This window comes from Cupriavidus gilardii, assembly GCF_017598945.1.
Taxonomy (GTDB): domain Bacteria; phylum Pseudomonadota; class Gammaproteobacteria; order Burkholderiales; family Burkholderiaceae; genus Cupriavidus; species Cupriavidus gilardii_E.
In genome coordinates, this window is the sequence record NZ_JAGFTW010000012.1 from 1 (window position 1) to 21,390 (window position 21,390).

General features: G+C 66.8%; 25 protein-coding genes. 16 read left to right on the plus strand and 9 right to left on the minus strand.

Translation table 11 applies throughout. The features are described from left to right. Window positions 1-217 precede the first annotated feature (217 nt). The 3 genes from J5T34_RS06075 to lexA form a co-directional block, all read right to left on the minus strand. Complete coding sequence (locus J5T34_RS06075; RefSeq protein ID WP_156526608.1) at window positions 218-367, minus strand: hypothetical protein; 150 nt, start codon at window positions 365-367, stop codon at window positions 218-220. 214 nt (window positions 368-581) lie between these two features. Further along, window positions 582-755 (minus strand): hypothetical protein, encoded by a 174-nt coding sequence (locus J5T34_RS06080; RefSeq protein WP_174108459.1) that lies wholly within the window; start codon window positions 753-755, stop codon window positions 582-584. A 123-nt stretch (window positions 756-878) separates the two neighbouring features. Continuing rightward, on the minus strand, window positions 879-1,535 hold the full coding sequence (lexA, locus tag J5T34_RS06085; protein ID WP_174108460.1) for a transcriptional repressor LexA: 657 nt from the start codon (window positions 1,533-1,535) through the stop codon (window positions 879-881). Between the two features lie 290 nt (window positions 1,536-1,825). Between lexA and J5T34_RS06090 the strand changes: the two genes are divergently transcribed. The 8 genes from J5T34_RS06090 (at window position 1,826) to J5T34_RS06125 (ending at window position 7,953) form a co-directional block, all read left to right on the plus strand. Next, entirely contained in the window at window positions 1,826-2,821 is a 996-nt protein-coding gene (locus J5T34_RS06090; protein WP_208579074.1) for an asparaginase, read from the plus strand. A gap of 147 nt (window positions 2,822-2,968) precedes the next feature. Further along, complete coding sequence (rpsF, locus tag J5T34_RS06095; RefSeq protein ID WP_174108462.1) at window positions 2,969-3,343, plus strand: 30S ribosomal protein S6; 375 nt, start codon at window positions 2,969-2,971, stop codon at window positions 3,341-3,343. Between the two features lie 65 nt (window positions 3,344-3,408). Next, complete coding sequence (priB, locus tag J5T34_RS06100; RefSeq protein ID WP_174108463.1) at window positions 3,409-3,708, plus strand: primosomal replication protein N; 300 nt, start codon at window positions 3,409-3,411, stop codon at window positions 3,706-3,708. Window positions 3,709-3,711: 3 nt separating this feature from the next. After that, a complete protein-coding gene (rpsR, locus tag J5T34_RS06105; RefSeq protein WP_006575387.1) occupies window positions 3,712-3,990 on the plus strand; it encodes a 30S ribosomal protein S18 in 279 nt (92 codons plus the stop codon). A 27-nt stretch (window positions 3,991-4,017) separates the two neighbouring features. Continuing rightward, complete coding sequence (gene rplI, locus J5T34_RS06110) at window positions 4,018-4,470, plus strand: 50S ribosomal protein L9 (RefSeq protein WP_208579075.1); 453 nt, start codon at window positions 4,018-4,020, stop codon at window positions 4,468-4,470. 239 nt (window positions 4,471-4,709) lie between these two features. Further along, window positions 4,710-6,101, plus strand: coding sequence for a replicative DNA helicase (locus J5T34_RS06115; RefSeq protein WP_174108465.1), 1,392 nt, complete (start codon window positions 4,710-4,712; stop codon window positions 6,099-6,101). A 193-nt stretch (window positions 6,102-6,294) separates the two neighbouring features. Then, window positions 6,295-6,921: a DUF47 domain-containing protein gene (locus J5T34_RS06120; RefSeq protein ID WP_006575384.1), complete on the plus strand. Its 627-nt coding sequence runs from the start codon at window positions 6,295-6,297 to the stop codon at window positions 6,919-6,921. A gap of 21 nt (window positions 6,922-6,942) precedes the next feature. After that, a complete protein-coding gene (locus tag J5T34_RS06125) occupies window positions 6,943-7,953 on the plus strand; it encodes an inorganic phosphate transporter (protein WP_208579076.1) in 1,011 nt (336 codons plus the stop codon). A gap of 99 nt (window positions 7,954-8,052) precedes the next feature. On the opposite strand, the gene J5T34_RS06130 is transcribed toward J5T34_RS06125, so the two are convergent. The 5 genes from J5T34_RS06130 to J5T34_RS06150 all read right to left on the minus strand — a co-directional run bounded on the left by J5T34_RS06130 (window position 8,053) and on the right by J5T34_RS06150 (window position 12,370). Beyond that, on the minus strand, window positions 8,053-8,730 hold the full coding sequence (locus tag J5T34_RS06130) for a C40 family peptidase (RefSeq protein ID WP_208579077.1): 678 nt from the start codon (window positions 8,728-8,730) through the stop codon (window positions 8,053-8,055). A gap of 89 nt (window positions 8,731-8,819) precedes the next feature. After that, the gene (locus tag J5T34_RS06135; RefSeq protein WP_208579078.1) at window positions 8,820-9,353 is read right to left on the minus strand and encodes a hypothetical protein; all 534 of its coding nucleotides are present in this window, start codon (window positions 9,351-9,353) and stop codon (window positions 8,820-8,822) included. Between the two features lie 17 nt (window positions 9,354-9,370). Then, a complete protein-coding gene (locus tag J5T34_RS06140; protein WP_208579079.1) occupies window positions 9,371-11,074 on the minus strand; it encodes a PhoH family protein in 1,704 nt (567 codons plus the stop codon). 246 nt (window positions 11,075-11,320) lie between these two features. Further along, complete coding sequence (locus tag J5T34_RS06145; RefSeq protein ID WP_174108470.1) at window positions 11,321-11,782, minus strand: peroxiredoxin; 462 nt, start codon at window positions 11,780-11,782, stop codon at window positions 11,321-11,323. Between the two features lie 198 nt (window positions 11,783-11,980). After that, entirely contained in the window at window positions 11,981-12,370 is a 390-nt protein-coding gene (locus tag J5T34_RS06150; RefSeq protein ID WP_208579080.1) for an Mth938-like domain-containing protein, read from the minus strand. Window positions 12,371-12,691: 321 nt separating this feature from the next. Between J5T34_RS06150 and J5T34_RS06155 the strand changes: the two genes are divergently transcribed. The 7 genes from J5T34_RS06155 (at window position 12,692) to crcB (ending at window position 19,494) form a co-directional block, all read left to right on the plus strand. After that, window positions 12,692-13,924, plus strand: coding sequence for a pyridoxal phosphate-dependent aminotransferase (locus tag J5T34_RS06155; protein WP_208579081.1), 1,233 nt, complete (start codon window positions 12,692-12,694; stop codon window positions 13,922-13,924). Between the two features lie 96 nt (window positions 13,925-14,020). Continuing rightward, window positions 14,021-15,331 carry a homoserine dehydrogenase gene (locus tag J5T34_RS06160; RefSeq protein WP_208579082.1) on the plus strand — a complete coding sequence of 437 codons (1,311 nt, stop codon included), beginning with the start codon at window positions 14,021-14,023 and terminating at the stop codon, window positions 15,329-15,331. Between the two features lie 66 nt (window positions 15,332-15,397). After that, window positions 15,398-16,855: a threonine synthase gene (gene thrC, locus J5T34_RS06165; RefSeq protein ID WP_208579083.1), complete on the plus strand. Its 1,458-nt coding sequence runs from the start codon at window positions 15,398-15,400 to the stop codon at window positions 16,853-16,855. 208 nt (window positions 16,856-17,063) lie between these two features. Then, window positions 17,064-18,302: a molybdopterin molybdotransferase MoeA gene (locus tag J5T34_RS06170; protein ID WP_208579191.1), complete on the plus strand. Its 1,239-nt coding sequence runs from the start codon at window positions 17,064-17,066 to the stop codon at window positions 18,300-18,302. A gap of 43 nt (window positions 18,303-18,345) precedes the next feature. Next, on the plus strand, window positions 18,346-18,603 hold the full coding sequence (gene moaD, locus J5T34_RS06175; protein WP_208579084.1) for a molybdopterin converting factor subunit 1: 258 nt from the start codon (window positions 18,346-18,348) through the stop codon (window positions 18,601-18,603). 1 nt (window position 18,604) lies between these two features. Then, complete coding sequence (moaE, locus tag J5T34_RS06180) at window positions 18,605-19,117, plus strand: molybdopterin synthase catalytic subunit MoaE (RefSeq protein WP_208579085.1); 513 nt, start codon at window positions 18,605-18,607, stop codon at window positions 19,115-19,117. Further along, a complete protein-coding gene (gene crcB / locus J5T34_RS06185) occupies window positions 19,114-19,494 on the plus strand; it encodes a fluoride efflux transporter CrcB (RefSeq protein WP_208579086.1) in 381 nt (126 codons plus the stop codon). Before moaE ends, crcB begins: the two co-directional genes overlap by 4 nt. Before the next feature lie 16 nt (window positions 19,495-19,510). On the opposite strand, the gene J5T34_RS06190 is transcribed toward crcB, so the two are convergent. Next, the gene (locus J5T34_RS06190; protein WP_244258719.1) at window positions 19,511-20,278 is read right to left on the minus strand and encodes an alpha/beta fold hydrolase; all 768 of its coding nucleotides are present in this window, start codon (window positions 20,276-20,278) and stop codon (window positions 19,511-19,513) included. Window positions 20,279-20,750: 472 nt separating this feature from the next. On the opposite strand from J5T34_RS06190, the gene J5T34_RS06195 reads away from it, so the two are divergent. Continuing rightward, window positions 20,751-21,353, plus strand: a complete 603-nt coding sequence (locus J5T34_RS06195; protein WP_174107341.1) for a TetR/AcrR family transcriptional regulator — start codon at window positions 20,751-20,753, stop codon at window positions 21,351-21,353. The last annotated feature ends 37 nt before the right edge of the window (window positions 21,354-21,390 follow it).

Here is a 21,390-nt window from a genome sequence, read left to right on the forward strand (position 1 = left end):
CATGCAGCCGTGCTCGAATTTCGATCAGTATTCCCACGAGCTACCCGGAGAGCCGCTCCGAATAAGGCTTGATGCCTCAGATTGTGATTCCTGTCGTCGTGGGTTCGAGTCCCATCAGCCACCCCAAGATTCCATGCAAACAGCCGCTCATCGAGCGGCTGTTTTGCTTTGTGCCGAGACGAAGCAAGCAAGCAGGCAGGTGGGGCGCTCGTGGTCCTCAGACCAAACGCGCCGCCGCCTTCGTGATCGTCCACCCGACACCCACACACAACGCGATCCAACCCGCTGCGATCAGTGCGACGTCGTGCCAGTTCATGGTACGGCGACCGGGACGAAGCAACTTGATGGTGTCGTCTGACGAAGGCATGGCCGTCTCCTTCGAAAAGCATGGGAACAGGCTAGGCCATGCCTCTACGAATTCACGGTCCGAGTTGTAAAGGTTTGTTGCGATGGGTCAGAGCCGTCGCTTGCAATCGGACAGCGATCTCCCACGTCTCCTGCAGGCCAGCGCACAACGTCAAAACGCAGTGGATGTTGTCGCGGCGTTCGGACGAACGCCGCTTGCCCGCGCGTTCAGCTGTTCAGCCGTTCAGCTTCACGCCTGGCTGATCGAGTTCGAGCATGCGGCAGATCGCGGCCATGCTGCCGACCATCGTGCGGCGCTGCGCGCCCTGGTAGATACGGACACCTTTGGACTGGCGGAACGGCGTTGGCTTGACGGGGTAGCGGGTCAGGGAGCGGTCGGCTTGCAGCATGGTGGTCCTCTTCGGTAAGGCGTCAGCGGATGTCTTGCGGCAACACGGGGCCCTGCGGCTCGTGCGGCTGCATGACTGAGGTTGGCGCCAAGGCGGCGGCGCCTGCCGGAAGGCTGGTTGGGACTAGAAGCCGGACTGGCGGATCAGTCCGACCGCGATGCCTTCGAGCGAGAATTCCTCGCGTCCGGGCTTCACGATGATGTTGGCGAAGTCGGGGTTCTCCGCGATCAGTTCGATCGCATCGCCGCGGTGCTTGAGCCGTTTGACGGTCACGTCCTCGCCGATTCGCGCCACCACGATCTTGCCGTTGGCGGCATCCTGCGCGCGTTTGACGGCCAGCAGGTCGCCATCGAAGATGCCCGCGTCGCGCATGCTCATGCCTCGCACGCGCAGCAGATAGTCGGGGCGCTCGTCGAAGACCGAGGCATCGACCTGGTATTGCCGGTCGATATGTTCTGCCGCCAGGATCGGGCTGCCGGCGGCGACGCGGCCGACCAGCGGCAACGTCAGCTGCATCACGCCGGCCATCGGCAGCGAGAACTGGTCAGGCAATTCGGAGTCGCTGCGGCTGACCTTGAGCCGGATGCCGCGCGAGGCGCCGGGCGTCAGCTCGATCACGCCCTTGCGGGCCAGCGCGCGCAGATGTTCTTCGGCCGAGTTCGGCGACGAGAAGCCGAATTCCGCAGCGATCTCGGCGCGGGTCGGCGGAATGCCGGTCTGCCGGATGGTGTTGCGGATCAGGTCGAAGATCTGCTGCTGCCGGGGGGTCAGAGTCGCCATGGCTTGTCCGTGTTGTTGTATCCGGTGGCGGCTCGGCCGGTGTGCAAGCTGAGAAGCGAGCGAAGCCTCGGTGGCCGCCATGTACAGCACTGTACGTTTGAACAGTGTGCTGTGATTTTATACAGTATCGATCGAAGTGCAAGGGGAATTTGCATCCTCGTCCACTTTTGATGCCGACCTGCAACCTTCGCGGGCGCCGGCAGAGCGGACGCAGGGCAGGGCAAGACCGAAGAGGACCGCGCGTGTGCGGCAGGTACAATCCCTGCCTGTTTACTGAAACTCGGTACCCCATGACCCTGCCTCGCGTCATCGTTCTTGCCACTGGCGGCACCATCGCCGGTTCCGCGTCCAGCGCCGCCAGCAGTGCGCGTTATCAGGCGGCCACAGTGCCGGTGTCGACGTTGCTCGAGGCGGTGCCGGCGCTGAAGGACGTGGCCAGGGTCGAGGCCGAGCAGGTTGCGCAGGTCGACAGCAAGGACATGTCGTTCGGCCTGTGGGCGCGCCTGGCGGCGCGGGTTCACCACTGGTCCGCGCAGGACGACGTGGCCGGCATCGTGATCACGCATGGCACGGATTCGCTGGAAGAAACCGCGATGCTGCTGCATCTGGCGGGCGTGGCCAGCGTACCGGTGGTACTGACCGCCGCGATGCGGCCGGCGACCTCGCTGTCGGCCGACGGGCCGCTGAACCTGCTCGATGCCGTGCGGGTGGCAGCGCATCCGGAGGCGGCGGGCAAGGGCGTGCTGGTGGTGATCAATCAGGAAATCCACGCCGGACGCGACGCGGTCAAGGCGCATACCTCCGCGGTCGATGCCTTCGCGTCTCCGGGCACCGGGCCGATCGGACTGGTGCAGGACGCGCTGGTGCGCTTCACGCGCGCACCGCTGCGGCTGCCCCAACAGGCGCTGCCGCTGCCGGAGAACTGGCCCGCGGTCGAAATCGTCGCCAGCTATACCGAACCGGGGCGCGTGGTCGTCGATGCGCTGGTGGCAAGCGGCGTCCGCGGTTTGGTGGTGGCGGCCGCGGGCAATGGATCGATTCACGAGACGCTGGGGGCGGCGCTCGCCGACGCTGCGCGCGCCGGTGTCGCGGTGGTGCGCAGCACACGCACAGGTGCCGGCAATGTGATCGCCCCGGCGCAACCGAATCCGGCGGCGGGGGCCTTCGTATCGGCCGGCGATCTGAATCCATACAAGGCGCGGGTGGCGCTGCTGCTGGCGCTTGGCGCCGATCCCGCCCTGGCGGGCGATCCGGTGCGATTGCAGCAGTTCTTCGCGCAGATCTGACGCCCGCAGCGCGCGCCGAGGGACGCCAATCCGGCAGCGAGCCCATGCAGCTTGCCGCCATGGCCGTTCCGGGCTATACTCGCGGGCTATTTAACCCTTGCTGCACCGGACTTGGCGCCCGGGCGGCTTATCCCAAAAGGAGCGTCAATGCGTCATTACGAAATCGTATTCATCGTCCATCCGGACCAGAGCGAGCAAGTGCCGGCCATGATCGAGCGTTACAAGACGCTGGTCACGTCGCAGAACGGCCAGGTGCATCGCGTGGAAGACTGGGGCCGTCGTCAACTGGCCTACATGATCCAGAAGCTGGCCAAGGCTCACTACGTTTGCCTGAACATCGAGTGCGGCAAGGACACGCTGGCTGAGCTCGAACACGCGTTCAAGTTCAACGACGCCGTGCTGCGCCACCTGATCGTCCAGACCAAGAAGGCCGAGACCGGCCCGTCGCCGATGATGAAGGAAGTCCAGCGCGAAGAAGCCCGCAAGGCTTCGGCGCAAACCAGCGAAGGCCAGGCCGCCTGAGTGCGGTCTGCTGTGGGCGGTTCGCTCCGGCATGACCGGAGCGGCAAGCGAGGGGCGGTGGCGCGATGAATCAGCTGAGGCTGCACGCCACCCTCGTCGAGCGCGACGCGTTGCGCTACACACCGGCCGGCATCCCCGTCGTCAATTGCCTTCTGCAATACGGCGGCGAGGTGGTCGAAGCGCAGACGCCGCGGCAGATCGAGTTCGCGATCGCCGCGATGGGCGTCGGGCCGGTCGGCCAGCACCTCGAGCGCACGCCGCTCGGCACGGTGCTCGACTGCGAAGGCTTCCTCGCCCGCAAGCACCGCAACAGCAAGGCTCTCGTCTTTCACATCACTGGATGTAAAGCATTCGTAAAGGATTGAACCATGGCATTCGTCAAACGTGACAACAAGAACAAGAAGCGCTTCCAGCAGCAGAACCCGCTGTTCAAGCGCAAGCGCTTCTGCCGCTTCACCGTGGCCGGCGTCGAACAGATCGACTACAAGGATCTGGACACGCTGAAAGACTTCATCGGCGACAACGGCAAGATCACGCCGGCTCGTCTGACCGGCACCAAGGCGCACTATCAGCGTCAGCTCGACACGGCAATCAAGCGCGCCCGCTTCCTGGCGCTGCTGCCGTACACCGACCTGCACAAGAACTGATCGCCTGGTCGCTAAGGAGAAAACACGATGCAAGTCATTCTGCTGGAAAAAGTCGTCAACCTGGGCAACCTGGGTGACATCGTTCGCGTCAAGGATGGTTACGCCCGTAACTTCCTGATCCCGTCCAAGCGTGCCCGCCGCGCGACGCAGACCGCCATCGCCGAGTTCGAGGCCAAGCGCGCCGAGCTGGAAAAGGCCGCCGCCGAGAAGCTGGCCGCGGCGCAAGCCGAAGGCGAGAAGCTGAGCGGTCTGACCGTGCAGATCACGCAGAAGTCGGGCGTGGACGGCCGTCTGTTCGGCTCGGTGACCAACGCCGACATCGCCGAAGCGCTGGCTGGCCAGGGCTTCAAGGTCGAGAAGGCGCAGGTTCGTCTGCCGAACGGTCCGCTGAAGACGGTCGGCGACTACCCGATCAGCGTGTCGCTGCACACGGACGTCGCGGTCGACATCACCGTCTCGGTGCTGGGCGAGCACGTCTAAGCTTGCCGGCCGCGCCGGCGCGACATCGGTTCGCGCCGGCGCGGTTCGGTCGAGGCGGCAAGAAGGCAGGAGAGGCTGACAGCCGCTTCTGCCTTTTTTCTTTGCTGCGATTTTTCTTTGCGTCCCACGCACGAATGCAAACGAATGCGTGCGGCGCGCACGGCGCCACCATCGTCCAGCCCATGCGCCCACCGAGAATCGCTCGGCCATGCGCGGGCAGGCCGCTATAATTGCCCCCCATGAACGCGCCCGTCGCCGATCCCCAACTCGACAATCTCAAAGTCCCTCCGCATTCCATCGAGGCCGAGCAATCGGTGCTCGGTGGCCTGCTGCTGGATAACGCGGCCTGGGACCGCATCGCCGATTTCCTGTCCGAGGCGGATTTCTATCGCTACGATCACCGGGTGATCTTCCAGTGCATCGCGCGGCTGATCTCGGACACCAAGCCGGCCGACGTGATCACGGTCTACGAGATGCTGCAGGTGGCCGGCAAGGCCGAGGAGGTCGGCGGTCTCGCGTATCTGAATTCGCTGGCGCAGAACACGCCCAGCGCGGCCAATATCCGCCGCTACGCGGAGATCGTCCGCGAGCGTTCGGTGCTGCGCAAGCTCGTCACGGTGGCCGACGATATCGCGACCTCGGCCTTCGCGCCGAAGGGCCGCGAGGTGCGCGAGCTGCTGGACGAGGCCGAATCGAAGGTGTTCGCGATCGCCGAGGAAGGCTCGCGCGGGCAGAAGGGCTTCCAGGAAATCCAGCCGCTGCTGACGCAGGTGGTCGAACGCATCGACGAGCTGTATCACCGCGACGCCAATACCGATGTCACCGGCGTGCCCACGGGCTTCATCGATCTGGACCGGATGACCAGCGGCATGCAGCCGGGCGACCTGATCATCGTCGCCGGCCGTCCGTCGATGGGCAAGACCGCGTTCTCGCTGAATATCGGCGAGCACGTCGCGGTGGAGCAGGGCCTGCCGGTGGCGGTGTTCTCGATGGAAATGGCCGGCACGCAGCTGGCGATGCGTATGCTCGGCTCGGTCGGCCGGCTCGATCAGCATCGCCTGCGTACCGGGCGCCTGCTTGACGAGGATTGGCCGCGGCTGACGCATGCGATCCAGCGGATGAACGACGCGCAGCTGTTCATCGACGAGACGCCCGCGCTGAACCCGATGGAGCTGCGCGCGCGTTCGCGCCGGCTGGCGCGGCAATGCGGCCAGCTCGGCCTGATCATCATCGACTACCTGCAGCTGATGTCGGGCTCGGGCGGCGGCGAGAACCGCGCCACCGAGATCTCCGAAATCTCCCGTTCGCTCAAGGGGCTGGCCAAGGAGCTCAACTGTCCGGTGATTGCGCTGTCGCAGCTGAACCGCAGTCTGGAGCAGCGCCCGAACAAGCGCCCGGTGATGTCCGACCTGCGCGAATCGGGCGCCATCGAGCAGGATGCCGACGTGATCCTGTTCATCTATCGCGACGAGGTCTACAACCCCGATTCGCAGGACAAGGGCACCGCCGAAATCATCATCGGCAAGCAGCGTAACGGTCCGATCGGCACCGTACGGCTGACCTTCCTGGGCCAGTTCACGAAGTTCGACAACTTCAGCGGCGGCCCGGCGTTCTTCGACAACGATACCTGACGTCGCCGGTGCGGCGCGGCGGCAGCGCGCCGTCGTGTTGCGCCACACAAAGCGTACGTCACGCGCCGACTACCCTGTAGAATATTGCTTTTCCGTGACAGCCGGCGGCGACGCCGGCTGTTGCGCAATCTCTCCCGCAATCCAGTTATTCCCAACGAGACGGCGCGCTCGCGCGCCGCGACAAGGAACAGCCATGTTCGGCCGATTCATGCCCACCGAGGGCAAGTTCTTCGAATACTTCAACCAGCACGCCGACTGCGCGGTCACCGCATCGCGCGAACTAGAAACGCTGATCAACGATCTCGGCAATGCCGAAGCCCATGCGCGGCGCGTGCAGGCCACCGAGAAGAAGGCGGACCGCATCACGCACGACACCATCGATCTGCTGCACAAGACCTTCATCACGCCGCTCGACCGGGACGAGATCCACAAGCTGATCACGACCATGGACGACATCCTCGATCTGATGGAGGACGTGGCCGAGACCATCACGCTGTACGACGTCACCAGCCTGACCGACGAGGCCCGCAAGCTCGCCTCGATCTGCGTGCAGTGCTGCGAACTGGTCAAGATCGCGGTCGGCCTGCTCGAGGACATGGGCAACGCCAGCACGATCCTGAAGACGGCCCAGCAGATCGATCAGCTCGAATCCGAGGCTGACCGGTTGATGCGCGGGGCGATTTCCAAGCTGTTCCGCGACGAGACCGACGTCAAGCGGCTGATCAAGATGAAGGCCATCTTCGAGCAGCTCGAGACGATCACGGACAAGTGCGAGGACGTGGCCAACATCATCGAAGGCATCGTGCTGGAAAACGCCTGAGCGCGCCAACCGGAACTCCGCATGCAGACTGTACAAATGAGCTTGTGGGTGATCGTCCTGCTGGTGACGCTCGCCTTGCTGTTCGACTTCATGAACGGCTTTCACGACGCCGCGAACTCGATCGCGACCGTGGTGTCGACCGGCGTGCTCAAGCCCCATCACGCAGTGGCGCTGGCCGCCGTCTGCAACGTGATCGCGATCTTCGTGTTTCATCTGAAGGTGGCCGCCACCGTCGGCACCGGCACGATCGACGTCAATATCGTCGACCACTACGTGATATTCGGCGCGCTGGTCGGCGCCATCGCGTGGAACCTGATCACCTGGTATTACGGCATCCCGTCGTCGTCCTCGCATGCGCTGATCGGCGGCCTGGTCGGCGCGGCGGTGGCCAAGGCGGGCACCGGCGCACTGGTGGCCAGCGGCCTGCTGAAGACCGTGGCGTTCATCCTGATCTCGCCGCTGATGGGCATGCTGCTCGGCTCGCTGCTGATGCTGGTGGTCGGCTGGACGTTCTTCCGCACGCCGCCGTCGCGGGTGGACCGCTGGTTCCGCCGGCTGCAGCTGGTGTCGGCCTCGCTCTATAGCCTGGGCCACGGCGGCAACGACGCGCAGAAGACCATCGGCATCATCTGGATGCTGCTGATCGCCAGCGGCCACGTGCTGCAAAGCGACGCCGCGCCGCCCACCTGGGTCATCGTCAGCTGCTATGTGGCGATCGGCATGGGCACGCTGTTCGGTGGCTGGCGTATCGTGCGGACCATGGGGCAGAAGATCACCAAGCTCAAGCCTGTGGGCGGCTTCTGCGCCGAGACGGGCGGGGCGATCTCGCTGTTCCTCGCTTCCACGCTGGGCGTGCCGGTCTCGACCACGCATACGATCACCGGCGCCATCGTTGGCGTCGGCTCGGTGCGCAAGACCTCGGCGGTGCGCTGGGGCGTGGCCGGCAATATCGTCTGGGCGTGGGTGCTGACCATTCCCGCGTCGGCGTTCATGTCGGCGATCGCATGGTGGATCGGGCGGCATCTGCTGTAACGCCGCCCGACAGGGCGATGGACAACGGCAAAGGCCAGGCATCTGCCTGGCCTTTTCCTTTGGTGCTTCGGCTGCGTGCCTGTGCCGACCCGCGCCGGATCAGCGATGGGCGAAGGCCGCGATCGGATCGTCGTCTTCGGGCATCGGCGCCGGCGATGGCGCGTTCGGCACCGATGGCGGGGAAGCCGGCACGGCGGGCACGGCCTGCGGAACCGGCGTGCTCGGCGCGACCGGTACCGCGGCGCTGGCCACCCGTCGCGCGCCGTTGTAGCGCGACGCCCAGTACGGCTTGGTCATGTCCTCCAGCCGCACGGTGCCGCCGGTCGACGGCGCGTGAACGAAGCGGTTTTGCCCGACGTAGATGCCGACATGCGAGTTCGCGCGCCCGGTGGTGTTGAAGAACACCAGATCGCCCGAGGCGACCTGCTCGCGCTCGAGCGGCGTGCCGCGCGTGCCCATCGCCTCGGTGGTGCGCGGCAGATTGACGTTGGCCGCGCGCGCCACCACATAGCGCACCAGACCGCTGCAGTCGAAGCCGGAATCGGGGGTGTTGCCGCCGTAGCGGTAGGGCGTGCCGACCAGCGACATCGCCTGGATCGAGATCTCTTCCAGGCCGGCGCTCGGTTCGACCATCGGGGCGCGCGGCGCGCGGGCATGGCCACCATGACGCGAGGGTGGCGTGCTGGCGCAGGCGGCCAGCAGCAGGGCGAGGGCGCCCAGCAGCAGGGGGCGCGCACGAACGGTCGATGAAACAGGGCCGGTGCTTGTCGATCGCATGGGCTGGTGGGCCAGCCGGTGCGGTCCATCGACCTGCGCGGCGCAATGCGCATCGCCCCGCGCAGGTGTCCCGCCTGATGTCCGGATCGCTACCAGCGCATTTGCGCGTCGTAGGTACCGGTGCCGACGGTCATGGACTTGGGCTGGCCGTTGTAAGTGGCGTGCACATTGTAGCGGCCCTCCGGCGCCTTGATCAGGCAGCGCGGCCCTTCGGTGCGAAATCGCGCCACTTCGTGGCCTTCGCGCATCAGTCGAACCTCGACATCGGCCAGATATTCGCCGGTGGCTCCCTGCGTAAACAGCACGCCCATATTGAACTGCTTCTGGCGCGCGGCCAGCCGCCGCTGTTCATCCTCGCCGACGCCGCCGCAGACATAGCTGACCGCGCCGATGGTGCGGATCACCGGCTCGTTCAGCGGTGGGGCGACCACAGGCGCAGGGGCCGGCGAGGGAGTGGCGACCGAAGGCGACGCCACGCCCGGCGCCGTCGCGCCTGGAGGCGGCGCCGCCCCCGGTTCCGACACGGCCTGCGCGCGCAGCAGGCCCGGCGCGCTGGCCGCGGCCGCTGCGATCAGACAGGGGATCAGCGCGCCAGAGGCGCGCTGCCAGCGATAGACTCGCATCGCTTGCCTCCGTCCGCTCACAGCACGTCCGCCGCGTGGTCGGCCAGGCGGGAACGCTCGCCGCGGGCCAGCGTGATATGGCCGCTGTGGCTCCAGCCCTTGAAGCGGTCCACCACGAAGGTCAGCCCCGACGAGCCTTCGGTCAGGTACGGCGTGTCGATCTGCGCGATGTTGCCCAGGCAGACGATCTTGGTGCCCGGGCCTGCGCGTGTGACCAGCGTCTTCATCTGCTTGGGCGTCAGGTTCTGCGCCTCGTCGATGATGACGAACTTGTTGACGAAGGTACGGCCGCGCATGAAGTTCATGCTCTTGACCTTGATGCGCGAGCGGATCAGTTCCTGCGTGGCGGCGCGCCCCCATTCGCCGGCGCTGTCGTCGCTCTTCTGCAGCACCTCGAGGTTGTCGTCGAACGCGCCCATCCACGGCTGCATTTTCTCTTCCTCGGTGCCGGGCAGGAAGCCGATGTCCTCGCCGACGGGCACGGTGGCGCGCGTGACGATGATCTCGTTGTACAGCTTCTGGTCCAGCACCTGCTCGAGCCCCGCGGCCAGTGCCAGCAGCGTCTTGCCGGTGCCGGCCTGGCCGAGCAGCGTGACGAAGTCGATGTCGGGGTTCATCAGCAGGTTCAGCGCGAAGTTCTGCTCGCGGTTGCGCGCGGTCACGCTCCAGACGTTGTTCTTGTGGTGCGTGTAGTCCTTCAGCGTCTGCAGCAGCGCGGTCTTGCCGTTGATCTCCTTGACCTGCGCGTACAGCGGCAGGCTGCCGTCCATCGGCTCGAGGTAGACGAACTGATTGACGAGGAACGAGGGCACCAGCGGGCCGGTGAGCCGGTAGAACATCGCGCCGGTCTTCGGGTCCTGCCAGCTCTCGACGCCCTTGCCGTGCCTGGCCCAGAAATCGTTGGGCAGCACCATCACGCCCGAGTACAGCAGGTCCTTGTCCTCGAGGACCTGGTCGTTGAAATAGTCCTCGGCCGGCAGGCCCAGCGCCCGGGCCTTGATCCGCATGTTGATGTCCTTGGACACCAGCACGACGTCGCGCTCGGGATGCTGCTGCCGCAGCGCGCTGACCACCGCGAGGATCTGGTTGTCGGCCTTGCCCTCGGGCAGGCCTTCGGGCAGCTTGGTGTCGTTCAGCCGGGTCTGGAAGAACAGCGTCCCCTGCGCGTCGCGGTTGCCCAGCTTGGCCAGCGGCAGCCCTTCGTCGAGCACGCCGTCGGTGCCGGCCACCAGCGCGTCGAGCGTGCGGCTGACGGCGCGGGCGTTGCGGGCGACTTCGCTCATGCCCTTCTTGTGGTTGTCCAGCTCTTCGAGCGTCATCATCGGCAGATAGATGTCGTGCTCTTCGAAGCGGAACAGCGAGGACGGATCGTGCATCAGCACATTGGTGTCGAGCACGAACAGCTTGGCAGGGCCGGTGTCCTTGCGCTGCCGGCGGCTGGTGGTAGCGGTCGTGGTCTTGACCAGCGACACCGGCGACGGCGGTGTGGTCGACACCGGCGCGCTCGGCATGTCCTTCGAACGGGCGCGTGTGCCCGCGGCACGGGCCTGCACCGCCGGCGGGGCGACTTCGCTCGGTCCGCTTTCAAGCAGGGCCACGCGTTCCAAGGCCGGAACGGGCTTTTTTGCCTGCGTCGCGGACTTCGGCAACCTTGCAACCGGAGCGAACTCGCTCGGGTCCAGCAGTTGTGCAGGCTTGGCGGGCATGGTCGGCAGCGGCATGCTGGGCGTTCCTTTCAGGGGGAGGGGAAAAGGGGCGGGGCCGCGCACAGACGAAAAAGCCGCCGGGCCCGTTGAGCGGGCGAGGCGGCTTGTCTTGTGCGGGCAGACGACACGGCAGTTCCGCTGCCGGCCCTGGGCATCGGGCGCCTGGGCCGGAGGGGAGAAGCAGCGTGGCAATCAGAATCTGAACTCATTACGGGGCAATGTATCCGAACGATTTCCGTTTGGCAATTGCCCAGGTGAAGGTCACATCGCGCGCACCAGTTCGAGCACTTCGTCGACGTGGCTCGGTACCTTGATGCCGCGCAGTTCATGGCGCAGCTTGCCCTTGCCGTCGATCACGAAGGTGCTGCGCTCGATGCCGCGCACTTCCTTGCCATAGAGCTTTTTCATCTTGATGACATCGAACATCTGGCACAGCGCCTCGTCGGCATCCGAGATCAGTTCGAACGGCAGCTCCAGCTTGGCCTTGAAGTTTTCGTGCGACTTCATGCTGTCGCGCGAGACGCCGAACACCACCGCGCCGGCGGCCTCGAAGGCCTCGTGCTGATCGCGGAAGTCCATCGCCTCGTTGGTGCAGCCGGGGGTGTTGTCCTTCGGATAGAAGTACAGCACCACCGTCTTGCCGCGCTGGTCGGCGAGGCGGAAGGTGCCGCCGGTGGCCGGTGCGCTGAAATCGGGAACGGCCTGGTTGAGACTGACTGTCATTCTTGTGGCTCCTGGAGGAAGCGGCGCTGGGGAAATAGGCTTGCCGTCGTCTTTCCCCGCCCCGGATCGGGCAAAGGTCGGCGCCGCGCGCGGCGGGCGGGGATGGCGGGCATGGCCGTGCTCACGGCAAATGAGGGCGCGTCGGCATAGTTCAAGCGTGGCGTCGGGCAGACATCGGGCGACCGTGGCGCGGCCGGTTCAACTGCCCTCGGGGGCGTCTTCGAGCAGCAGCACCGCGGCCACCTTGCGGCCTTCGGCCATCAGGATGTTGTAGGTGCGGCAGGCCGCCGGCATGTCCATCGCATCGACGCCGATATGGCGGCGCGACAGGGCCGCGGTCAGGCGTGGGTGCGGAAAGCGCAGGCGGTCGCCGGTGCCCAGCAGCACCACCTCGGGGGCATGGTCCAGCAGCGCCTCGAACTGGCCGGCGGCCAGGTCCTCGAAGCGCCGGACCGGCCAGGTCCGTACCTCGCCCTCGGGCATCACCAGCACGGAGGTGGTGTAGCGCACCTTGTTGATCTCGATATAGCCCGGGCCATACGCCGTGACGGTGTTCATGGCGTTGGGCTGGTCGGCATGGAGTTTCACGGGGGAACCTTACGGGAGACGGGACGGGGAGAAAGGTCGGGGAGCTTGTCGGGGAAGCGGCGGCGGGGAAGGCGCGGACCGGGGCGGTGGCGGGCGCGGTCCGGCCACGCTGCATCGCAAGATCCCTGCCGAAGTCTGTCATAATCCGCTAAATTATAGCCTTTGCCTTCCTGCCGGCCGCGCTGCCCTCGCAACGCCCCGCAGTGCAGCGAAGCGCGCTCCGGACGACCCCCTGTTCCACGCAGATTCCCTGTTCGCCGCCGCACGAACCGGCGGCTCCTTGCTCCTTTTGTCTCTGCCAGACTCCTGCCCGACCACGCCGTGAAACCGATCCAGAAATCCAACAAGCTGAACAACGTCTGCTACGACATCCGCGGCCCGGTGCTGGAGAAGGCCAGGCAGATGGAGGAAGAAGGGCACAAGATCATCAAGCTCAATATCGGCAACCTGGCCGTGTTCGGTTTCGATGCGCCGGAGGAGATCCAGCAGGACATGATGCGCAACCTGCCGAACTCGGCGGGCTACTCGGATTCGAAGGGCATCTTCGCCGCGCGCAAGGCGATCATGCACTACACCCAGCAGAAGAACATCCACGGCGTCGGCCTGGACGACATCTACGTCGGCAACGGCGCGTCCGAGCTGATCGTGATGTCGATGAACGCGCTGCTGAACAACGGCGACGAGGTGCTGGTCCCCTCGCCGGACTACCCGCTGTGGACCGCCGCGGTCAGCCTGTCGGGCGGCACCCCGGTGCACTACGTCTGCGACGAGGCTAACGAATGGATGCCGGACCTGGACGACATCCGCGCGAAGATCACGCCGAACACCAAGGCCATCGTCGTGATCAACCCGAACAACCCGACCGGGGCGCTGTACTCGGACGAGCTGCTGCGCGAGATCGTCGCGATCGCGCGCCAGCACGGGCTGATCGTCTTCGCCGACGAGATCTACGACAAGGTGCTGTACGACGGCCACACGCACACCTCGATCGCCGCGCTGTCGACCGACGTGCTGACGGTGACGTTCAACGGCCTGTCGAAGAACTACCGCTCGTGCGGCTACCGCGCCGGCTGGATGGTCGTGTCCGGTGACAAGCGCCCCGCGCACGACTATATCGAGGGCCTGAACATGCTGTCCTCGATGCGCCTGTGCGCCAACGTGCCGGGCCAGTGGGCGATCCAGACCGCGCTCGGCGGCTATCAGAGCATCAACGACCTGGTGGCCGAGGGCGGGCGCCTGCGCCGCCAGCGCGACCTGGCCTACGAGCTGATCACGCAGATCCCCGGCATCAGCTGCGTCAAGCCGAAGGCGGCGCTGTACCTGTTCCCGAAGCTGGACCTGTCGATGTATCCGATCCAGGACGACCAGGAATTCATCTACGAGCTGCTGCAGGAATCGAAGGTGCTGCTGGTGCAGGGCAGCGGCTTCAACTGGGCCAAGCCCGACCATTTCCGCATCGTCTTCCTGCCGCACGAAGAGGATCTGCGCGAGGCCATCGGCCGCGTCGGCCGCTTCCTCGAGTCCTATCGAAAACGACACGGCGCGGCGGCCTGACTGACTCGCTGACTGCGGCTGCAACTGCGGCTGCAGCCGGCTCCGGAAACACGCACCGCTGCGCTCATCAATTTGCAAACTGGAATCTGATTGACCATGAACCCCATCAAAGTAGGCCTGCTCGGCATCGGTACCGTCGGTAGCGGCACGTTCGACGTGCTCGAGCGCAACCAGGAGGAGATTCGCCGCCGTGCGGGCCGTGGCATCGAGATTACGATGGTGGCGGACCTGAACACCGAGCGCGCCCGCGAGCTGACCGGTGGCAAGGTCCAGGTGGTGGCCGATGCGCGCGAGGTGGTGGCGCATCCCGACATCGATATCGTGGTCGAACTGATCGGCGGCTATGGCATCGCGCGCGAGCTGGTGCTGCAGGCGATCGCCAACGGCAAGCATGTGGTCACCGCCAACAAGGCGCTGCTGGCGGTGCACGGCAACGAGATCTTCGAGGCCGCGCGCAGCAAGGGCGTGATGGTCGCGTTCGAGGCCGCGGTGGCCGGCGGCATCCCCATCATCAAGGCGCTGCGCGAGGGCCTGAGCGCCAACCGCATCCAGTGGATCGCCGGCATCATCAACGGCACCACCAACTTCATCCTGTCCGAGATGCGCGACAAGGGCCTGGACTTCGACACCGTGCTGAAGGAAGCCCAGCAGCTGGGCTACGCCGAGGCCGATCCGACCTTCGACATCGAAGGCATCGACGCCGCGCACAAGATCACGCTGATGAGCGCGATCGCCTTCGGCATGCCGGTGCAGTTCGACAAGACCCACGTCGAGGGCATCACGCGCCTGTCCGCGATCGACATCCAGTACGCCGAGGAGCTGGGCTACCGCATCAAGCTGCTGGGCCTGACCCGCCGCCGCGAGGACGGCATCGAGCTGCGCGTGCATCCGACCCTGGTGCCGGCCTCGCGCCTGATCGCCAACGTCGAAGGCGCGATGAACGCCGTGCTGGTGCAGGGCGATGCGGTCGGCGCCACGCTGTACTACGGCAAGGGCGCCGGCGCCGAGCCGACCGCGTCCGCGGTGATCGCCGACCTGGTCGACGTGACGCGCCTGCATACCGCCGATCCGGAGCACCGCGTGCCGCATCTGGCGTTCCAGCCGGACGAGCTCTCCAGCGTGCCGGTGCTGCCGATCGAGGAAGTCACCAGCAGCTACTATCTGCGCATGCGCGTGTCGGACCAGACCGGCGTGCTGGCCGACATCACGCGCATCCTGGCCGATTCCGGCATCTCGATCGACGCGATGCTGCAGAAGGAGTCGCGCGAGGGCGAGCCGCAGACCGATATCATCATGCTGTCGCACCTGGCGCGCGAGAAGCAGGTCAATGCCGCCATCGCCAGGATCGAGGCGCTGCCGACGGTGCTGTCGGGCGTCACCCGCCTGCGCATGGAAGAACTGAACTGAAGCCGCGCCCATGGCCGCGCCGCCGCCCGAACCGGGCGCCGGCGCGACCGGGCGGCCACCATCACGATGAACTACAAGTCGACCCGCGGCCACGACGTGCCGCAAACCTTCTCCGAGATCCTGCTGGGCGGCCTGGCGCCGGACGGCGGGCTGTATCTGCCGCAGCAATATCCGCAGGTGAGCGCCGACGAGCTCGAGTCGTGGCGCAAGCTGTCGTACGCCGACCTGGCCTACGAGATCCTGGCCAGGTTCTGCGACGACATCCCGGCCGAAGACCTGCGTGCGCTGACGCGCAAGACGTACACGCCTGAGGTCTATTGCAACGCCCGCGCCGGCGACAACACGGCCGACATCACGCCGCTGCGCAAGCTCGGCGACGAGTCCGGCGCGCCGCTGTATCTGCTGGGCCTGTCCAACGGCCCGACGCTGGCGTTCAAGGACATGGCGATGCAGCTGCTGGGCAATCTGTTCGAGTACGCGCTGGCGCGCGCCGGACAGGAGCTCAATATCCTGGGCGCGACTTCGGGCGATACCGGCAGCGCGGCCGAATACGCGATGCGCGGCAAGCGCGGCATCCGCGTGTTCATGCTGAGCCCGCACAAGAAGATGAGCGCGTTCCAGACCGCGCAGATGTTCAGCCTGCAGGACCCGAACATCTTCAACCTGGCGGTGCAGGGCGTGTTCGACGACTGCCAGGACATCGTCAAGGCGGTCTCCAACGACCTCGAATTCAAGTCGCGCCAGAAGATCGGCACGGTCAATTCGATCAACTGGGCGCGCGTGGTCGCGCAGGTGGTCTACTACTTCAAGGGCTGGCTGCTGGCCACGGATCGGAACAATGCGGGTCCGGGCCAAAAGGTCTCGTTCTGCGTGCCGTCCGGCAACTTCGGCAATGTCTGCGCCGGCCATATCGCGCGCATGATGGGTTTGCCGATCGACAAGCTGGTGGTCGCGACCAACGAGAACGACGTGCTCGACGAATTCTTCCGCACCGGCATCTATCGGGTGCGCAAGGCGGCCGAGACCTATCACACGTCCAGCCCGAGCATGGACATCTCGAAGGCCTCGAACTTCGAGCGCTTCATCTTCGATCTGCTGGGCCAGGATGCCAGCAAGCTGGCGCAGCTGTTCCGCGATGTCGACACCAGGGGCGGCTTCGATCTGTCCGGCACGCCGGACTACGAGCGCATCCGCCAGTTCGGTTTCGTCTCGGGCCGCAGCACGCACGATGACCGGGTGGCGACCATCCGCGATCTGTCGTCGCGCTACGGCATCACGATCGATACCCACACCGCCGACGGCGTCAAGGTCGCGCGCGAGCATCTGTCGGCGGGCACGCCGATGGTGGTGCTGGAAACCGCGCTGCCGGCCAAGTTCGCCGACACGATCCGCGAAGCGCTGGGCCGCGAGCCGGAGCGTCCGGCGGCCTTCGACGGCATCGAGGCGCTGCCGCAGCGTTTCGAGGTGATGCCGGCCGACGCGGGGCAGGTCAAGGCGTATATCGCCCGGCATACCGGGCTGTAATCCGGCGACCATCCCGCCGCGGCGGCCTGCGCGGTGGCCGCCGAGTCATTACAATCCGCTCAGTAACCCTCTGAATCCGCCGCTTGCGGCCGCCGGCATGACCGCCGCCGCAAGCGCCGCCTCGCGCAGGCGGGGCCTGTCCGGACACTGCGTGCCCGCCTGCGCGGGCCGCGACGACAACGCACCTCGCATGGAAAACCGTCCCCCGATGCTGACCCTGGCGCAGGCGCTCGACGCGCTGCTGGCCGGCGCCCAGCCGATCGCCGAAAGCGAACGCGTCGATACGCTGCAGGCCAATGGCCGCGTGCTGGCTCAGCCCGTCGCCAGCACGCTCGACGTTCCACCCGCCGACAACACGTCGATGGACGGCTATGCGCTGCGCTGCGCCGACGTGCCGATGCCCGGCGCGCGGCTGCGGGTCGCCCAGCGCATTCCGGCCGGCCATGTCGGCGTGCCGCTCGAGCCCGGTACCGCCGCGCGCATCTTTACCGGCGGGTTGATTCCGCCCGGCGCCGACGCGGTGGTGATGCAGGAGCAGTGCCAGGCCGACGGCGACTTCGTCGTGGTCAACCACGCTCCCGGGCCCGGCGAGTGGATCCGCCGCGCCGGCGAGGACATCATGGCCGGCGCCGTGATCCTGCCGGCCGGTTCGCGGCTGACGCCGCAGGCGCTGGGGCTGGCCGCCTCGGTCGGCCAGGCGCAGGTCGAGGTGGTGCGGCGCCCGCGCGTGGCAGTGTTCTTCACCGGCGACGAGCTGGCAATGCCGGGCGAGCCGTTGAAGCCCGGCGCGATCTACAACTCGAACCGCTTCACGCTGCGCGGCCTGCTGGAAAACCTCGGCTGCGAGGTCACCGATTTCGGCATCGTGCCCGACACGCTGGACGCCACGCGCGACACGCTGCGGCGCGCGGCGCAGGGCCACGATCTGATCCTGACCTCGGGCGGCGTCTCGGTCGGCGAGGAAGACCATATCAAGCCGGCGGTACAGGCCGAAGGGCGGCTGGACCTGTGGCAGATCGCGATCAAGCCGGGCAAGCCGCTGGCGTTCGGCCATGTGTCGCGCGGCGGTGCCACCGGTGCTGTCGATGCAGCCAGCGTCGCCGACAGCGCGGCCTTCCTCGGCCTGCCGGGCAATCCGGTGTCGAGCTTCGTCACCTTCCTGCTGTTCGTGCGTCCGTTCATCCTGCGGATGCAGGGCGTGACCGACGTCGCGCCGCGGCGCATGCCGATGCGGGCCGACTTCGACCTGACCAAGTTCGATCGCCGCAACGAGTTCCTGCGCGTGAAGATCAACGAAGGCGGCGGGCTGGACCTGTTCCCCAACCAGAGCTCGGGCGTGCTGACCTCGACGGTCTGGGGCGATGGCCTGGTCGACAATCCCCCCAACCAGCCGATCCGGCGCGGCGACATCGTGTCGTTCCTGCCGTTCGCCAATCTGGTGGCCTAGCCCCGGCGAGGGCAGCCGAAGCCGTAGAGAGAAGAGGGTAGCGATGCAGATCGAATTGCGGTTCTTCGCCAGCGTACGCGAGCAACTGGGCGTGGCCCAGGAGCGCGTCGAACTGCCGGACACGGTCACGACCGTGGGCGAGGTGAGGCAGTGGCTGCGCGAGCGCGGCGGCGTCTGGCAGGAGGCGCTGGCCGAGGGCCGGGCGCTGCGCATGGCGGTCAACCATGCGGTCGCGCGCGCCGATACCGCGGTGGGCGAGGGCAGCGAAGTGGCCTTCTTCCCGCCGGTGACCGGAGGCTGAGATGAGCGTCAGGGTACAGCGCGAGGATTTCGACCTGGGCGCCGAGGTGGCGGCCCTGCGTGCGGGGCGTGCCGGCATCGGCGCGGTGGCCAGCTTTATCGGCACGGTCCGCGACGTCAACGATGGCAGCCCGGTGCAGGCGATGGAGCTCGAGCACTATCCGGGCATGACCGAGAAGGCGCTGGAGCGGATCGAGGCGGTCGCGAGGGAGCGCTGGGCGCTCGAAGGCGTCACCATCATTCACCGCGTCGGTCCCTTGCAGCCGCAGGACCAGATCGTGCTGGTGGCGGTCGCCTCGGCCCATCGCGGCAATGCCTTCGCCGCCTGCGAATTCATCATGGACTATCTGAAGTCCGAGGCGCCGTTCTGGAAGAAGGAAGCGACGCCGGAGGGGGCGCGCTGGGTCGACGCCCGCGTCACCGACGAGGCCGCGCTGGCGCGCTGGGGCGTGCGTTCGCTCAATGCCAGCGGCGATGCCGACGAGGGCGAGGGCCTGCCCGGAGCCCCGGCTTGAGCCCGCTGGACTTTGTCGCGGTCGGCGTCGGTGCGGCCATCGGCGCCTGGCTGCGCTGGCTGTTCTCGCTGCTGTGGAATGCCGCGAACCCCGCGCTGCCCTACGGCACGCTGGCGGCCAATCTGCTGGGCGGCTTCCTGATCGGCGTCGCGGTCGGCTTCTTCGATGCCCATGCCTCGCTGCCGCCCGCCTGGCGTCTGCTGGTCATCACCGGCTTCCTCGGTGGGCTGACCACCTTCTCGACCTTTTCCAGCGAGCTCACGGCCAATCTGCTGGCTGGCGACTACGGCGCCGCGGCGCTGCACGTGCTGCTGCACCTGGGCGGTTCGCTGCTGCTGACGCTGTTCGGGCTGTGGAGCTATCGGGCGCTGGCCTGAGCCGACGTCTCCGCGGTCATCCCCGGATCGACCTCGATAAGGCAGCGTTGAACGCCTGCGGCTGCTCCATGTGCGGGCTGTGGCCCGCGGCAGGAATCGTTGCCACCCGCAACGCCGGTTGCAGCGCCGCGGTTGCCGCGGCCAGCGCAGGCCGGTAGAGCCGGCTGCGTTCCCCGTACAGGCAGAACAGCGGCAGCGGGGCCTCGCGCAGCATCGGCCGATAGTCCTGCCGCGCCATGTCGAGCCACAGCTCGGCCAGCACGCCGGCGTCGCACCCCATCATCCATTCCCGCAGCACGGCGGCTTCGCGCGCCGGCGCTTCGCTGCCTTCGGCCCACAGACCGGAGGCCACCAGCGGCACCATGCCGTGCCAGTGGCGCCGTACGCGTGCCGCCATCTGGACGGCGTCCGCGGCGGCGTAGCGCCCGTGCAGGCCGTGTTCCCAGTCCGTCCCGGTCACCAGGCGCGGTGTCATGTCGATCGCGCCGATCATCGCCACCCGTGCCGCGAGCCACTGCCTCGGCCGGCTGCGAAGCAGTTCCCAGGCGACCATCGCGCCCATCGACCAGCCGGCCACCACGGCGTCGCGCAGCGCCAGCGCGTCGATCAGCCGGGCGACGCCGTCGGCCAGTCCCGCGATGGTGCCGCAGCCGGCGCTGCGCCATTGCGCCGACAGTCCGTGGCCGGCATGGTCCGGTGCGATTACGCGGTAGCCCTGCTCCGCCAGTGCCGCCTGCGCGGCGAAAGCCTGCCCGGGCACCGACCAGCCGTGCAGCAGCAGCAAGGGCCGCCCGTTGCCAGTCTCGCGCCAGCCGGGCAGCCCCCCTTCGGCGGGGTATGCCGTGCAGCTGAAAGGGGCGCCGGGCGGCGTGGCAGGGCAGGGAGCGCCAGGGCACGGCGTGGCGGGACCTGGCGTGGCGGTGGGATCGGCGGCGTCCAAACGGTGTCTCCGTGGCGGCATGGCGCATCCTCGGGGAGCGGCGAAGCCGGCTGCCGCAGCCGTGCCGGCCGCGGTCCCTCGGGACAGCCATCTATTGACATTCCGATTCGCTGCTTTATACCATGAAACATGAATCACTTATCAGGTTCGACGGGCCTGATCCGCGATTCCGGAACATGGCCCGCCGGTGCGGCCCGGCGTCAGCTTTCCGTTGCTGCACAAACGCTGTCGAAGCGCTTTCCGACCGCCGACCAAGCGCAGACCAAGCGCCGACCAACCGCCGACCAACCGTATTCCCGCTCGAACGAAGGCGCCGATGCCACCGACCGAAGCCTGTGTGATCCCGAAAACCGCGCGCGGCCAGAAGACGCGCGACGCGCTGCTGCGGGCCGCCGAGAAGGTGTTCGGCGAGAAGGGGTACTACGCCGCGTCGATCTCCGAGATCACGCAGGAGGCGCAGGTGGCGATGGGCACCTTCTACCTGTACTTCAAGGACAAGGAAGACGTGTTCCGCGCGCTGGTCCAGCACATGCTGGAACTGGTGCGCGCGCATCTGCGCAAGCATGTTGCGCCGGCCACCACGCAGATCGAGGCCGAACGCCTGGGCCTGAAGGCGTTCCTGTCCTTTGTCTCGCGCCACAAGAACCTGTACCGGATCGTGCTCGACTCGTATTCGGTGGACGAGACCATCTACAGCCAGTACTTCCAGGTCTTCGCCGAGCTCTACAGCCGCCGCCTGACCCGCGCGCAGGAACTGGGCGAGATCGTCCCGGGCGACGCCGAGGTGCGCGCCTGGTGCCTGATCGGCATCAGCAATTTCCTCGGCATGCGCTATGCGCGCTGGAAGCGGCCGGCCTCGATGGAGAAGGTGGTGGACACCGCGTTCGACCTGATCACGCACGGCTTGGCGCCCCGATGAGAAAGACCCCAACGAAAAAAACATAAGCGGTACCAGC

Excerpts from the sequence above, each read along its gene's own strand:
- J5T34_RS06075 (WP_156526608.1), bottom strand. The coding sequence starts at position 367 with ATGCCTTCGTCAGACGACACCATCAAGTTGCTTCGTCCCGGTCGCCGT.
- J5T34_RS06080 (WP_174108459.1), bottom strand. The coding sequence starts at position 755 with ATGCTGCAAGCCGACCGCTCCCTGACCCGCTACCCCGTCAAGCCAACG.
- lexA (WP_174108460.1), bottom strand. The coding sequence starts at position 1,535 with ATGGCGACTCTGACCCCCCGGCAGCAGCAGATCTTCGACCTGATCCGC.
- J5T34_RS06090 (WP_208579074.1), top strand. The coding sequence starts at position 1,826 with ATGACCCTGCCTCGCGTCATCGTTCTTGCCACTGGCGGCACCATCGCC.
- rpsF (WP_174108462.1), top strand. The coding sequence starts at position 2,969 with ATGCGTCATTACGAAATCGTATTCATCGTCCATCCGGACCAGAGCGAG.
- priB (WP_174108463.1), top strand. The coding sequence starts at position 3,409 with ATGAATCAGCTGAGGCTGCACGCCACCCTCGTCGAGCGCGACGCGTTG.
- rpsR (WP_006575387.1), top strand. The coding sequence starts at position 3,712 with ATGGCATTCGTCAAACGTGACAACAAGAACAAGAAGCGCTTCCAGCAG.
- rplI (WP_208579075.1), top strand. The coding sequence starts at position 4,018 with ATGCAAGTCATTCTGCTGGAAAAAGTCGTCAACCTGGGCAACCTGGGT.
- J5T34_RS06115 (WP_174108465.1), top strand. The coding sequence starts at position 4,710 with ATGAACGCGCCCGTCGCCGATCCCCAACTCGACAATCTCAAAGTCCCT.
- J5T34_RS06120 (WP_006575384.1), top strand. The coding sequence starts at position 6,295 with ATGTTCGGCCGATTCATGCCCACCGAGGGCAAGTTCTTCGAATACTTC.
- J5T34_RS06125 (WP_208579076.1), top strand. The coding sequence starts at position 6,943 with ATGCAGACTGTACAAATGAGCTTGTGGGTGATCGTCCTGCTGGTGACG.
- J5T34_RS06130 (WP_208579077.1), bottom strand. The coding sequence starts at position 8,730 with ATGCGATCGACAAGCACCGGCCCTGTTTCATCGACCGTTCGTGCGCGC.
- J5T34_RS06135 (WP_208579078.1), bottom strand. The coding sequence starts at position 9,353 with ATGCGAGTCTATCGCTGGCAGCGCGCCTCTGGCGCGCTGATCCCCTGT.
- J5T34_RS06140 (WP_208579079.1), bottom strand. The coding sequence starts at position 11,074 with ATGCCGCTGCCGACCATGCCCGCCAAGCCTGCACAACTGCTGGACCCG.
- J5T34_RS06145 (WP_174108470.1), bottom strand. The coding sequence starts at position 11,782 with ATGACAGTCAGTCTCAACCAGGCCGTTCCCGATTTCAGCGCACCGGCC.
- J5T34_RS06160 (WP_208579082.1), top strand. The coding sequence starts at position 14,021 with ATGAACCCCATCAAAGTAGGCCTGCTCGGCATCGGTACCGTCGGTAGC.
- thrC (WP_208579083.1), top strand. The coding sequence starts at position 15,398 with ATGAACTACAAGTCGACCCGCGGCCACGACGTGCCGCAAACCTTCTCC.
- J5T34_RS06170 (WP_208579191.1), top strand. The coding sequence starts at position 17,064 with ATGCTGACCCTGGCGCAGGCGCTCGACGCGCTGCTGGCCGGCGCCCAG.
- moaD (WP_208579084.1), top strand. The coding sequence starts at position 18,346 with ATGCAGATCGAATTGCGGTTCTTCGCCAGCGTACGCGAGCAACTGGGC.
- moaE (WP_208579085.1), top strand. The coding sequence starts at position 18,605 with ATGAGCGTCAGGGTACAGCGCGAGGATTTCGACCTGGGCGCCGAGGTG.
- J5T34_RS06195 (WP_174107341.1), top strand. The coding sequence starts at position 20,751 with ATGCCACCGACCGAAGCCTGTGTGATCCCGAAAACCGCGCGCGGCCAG.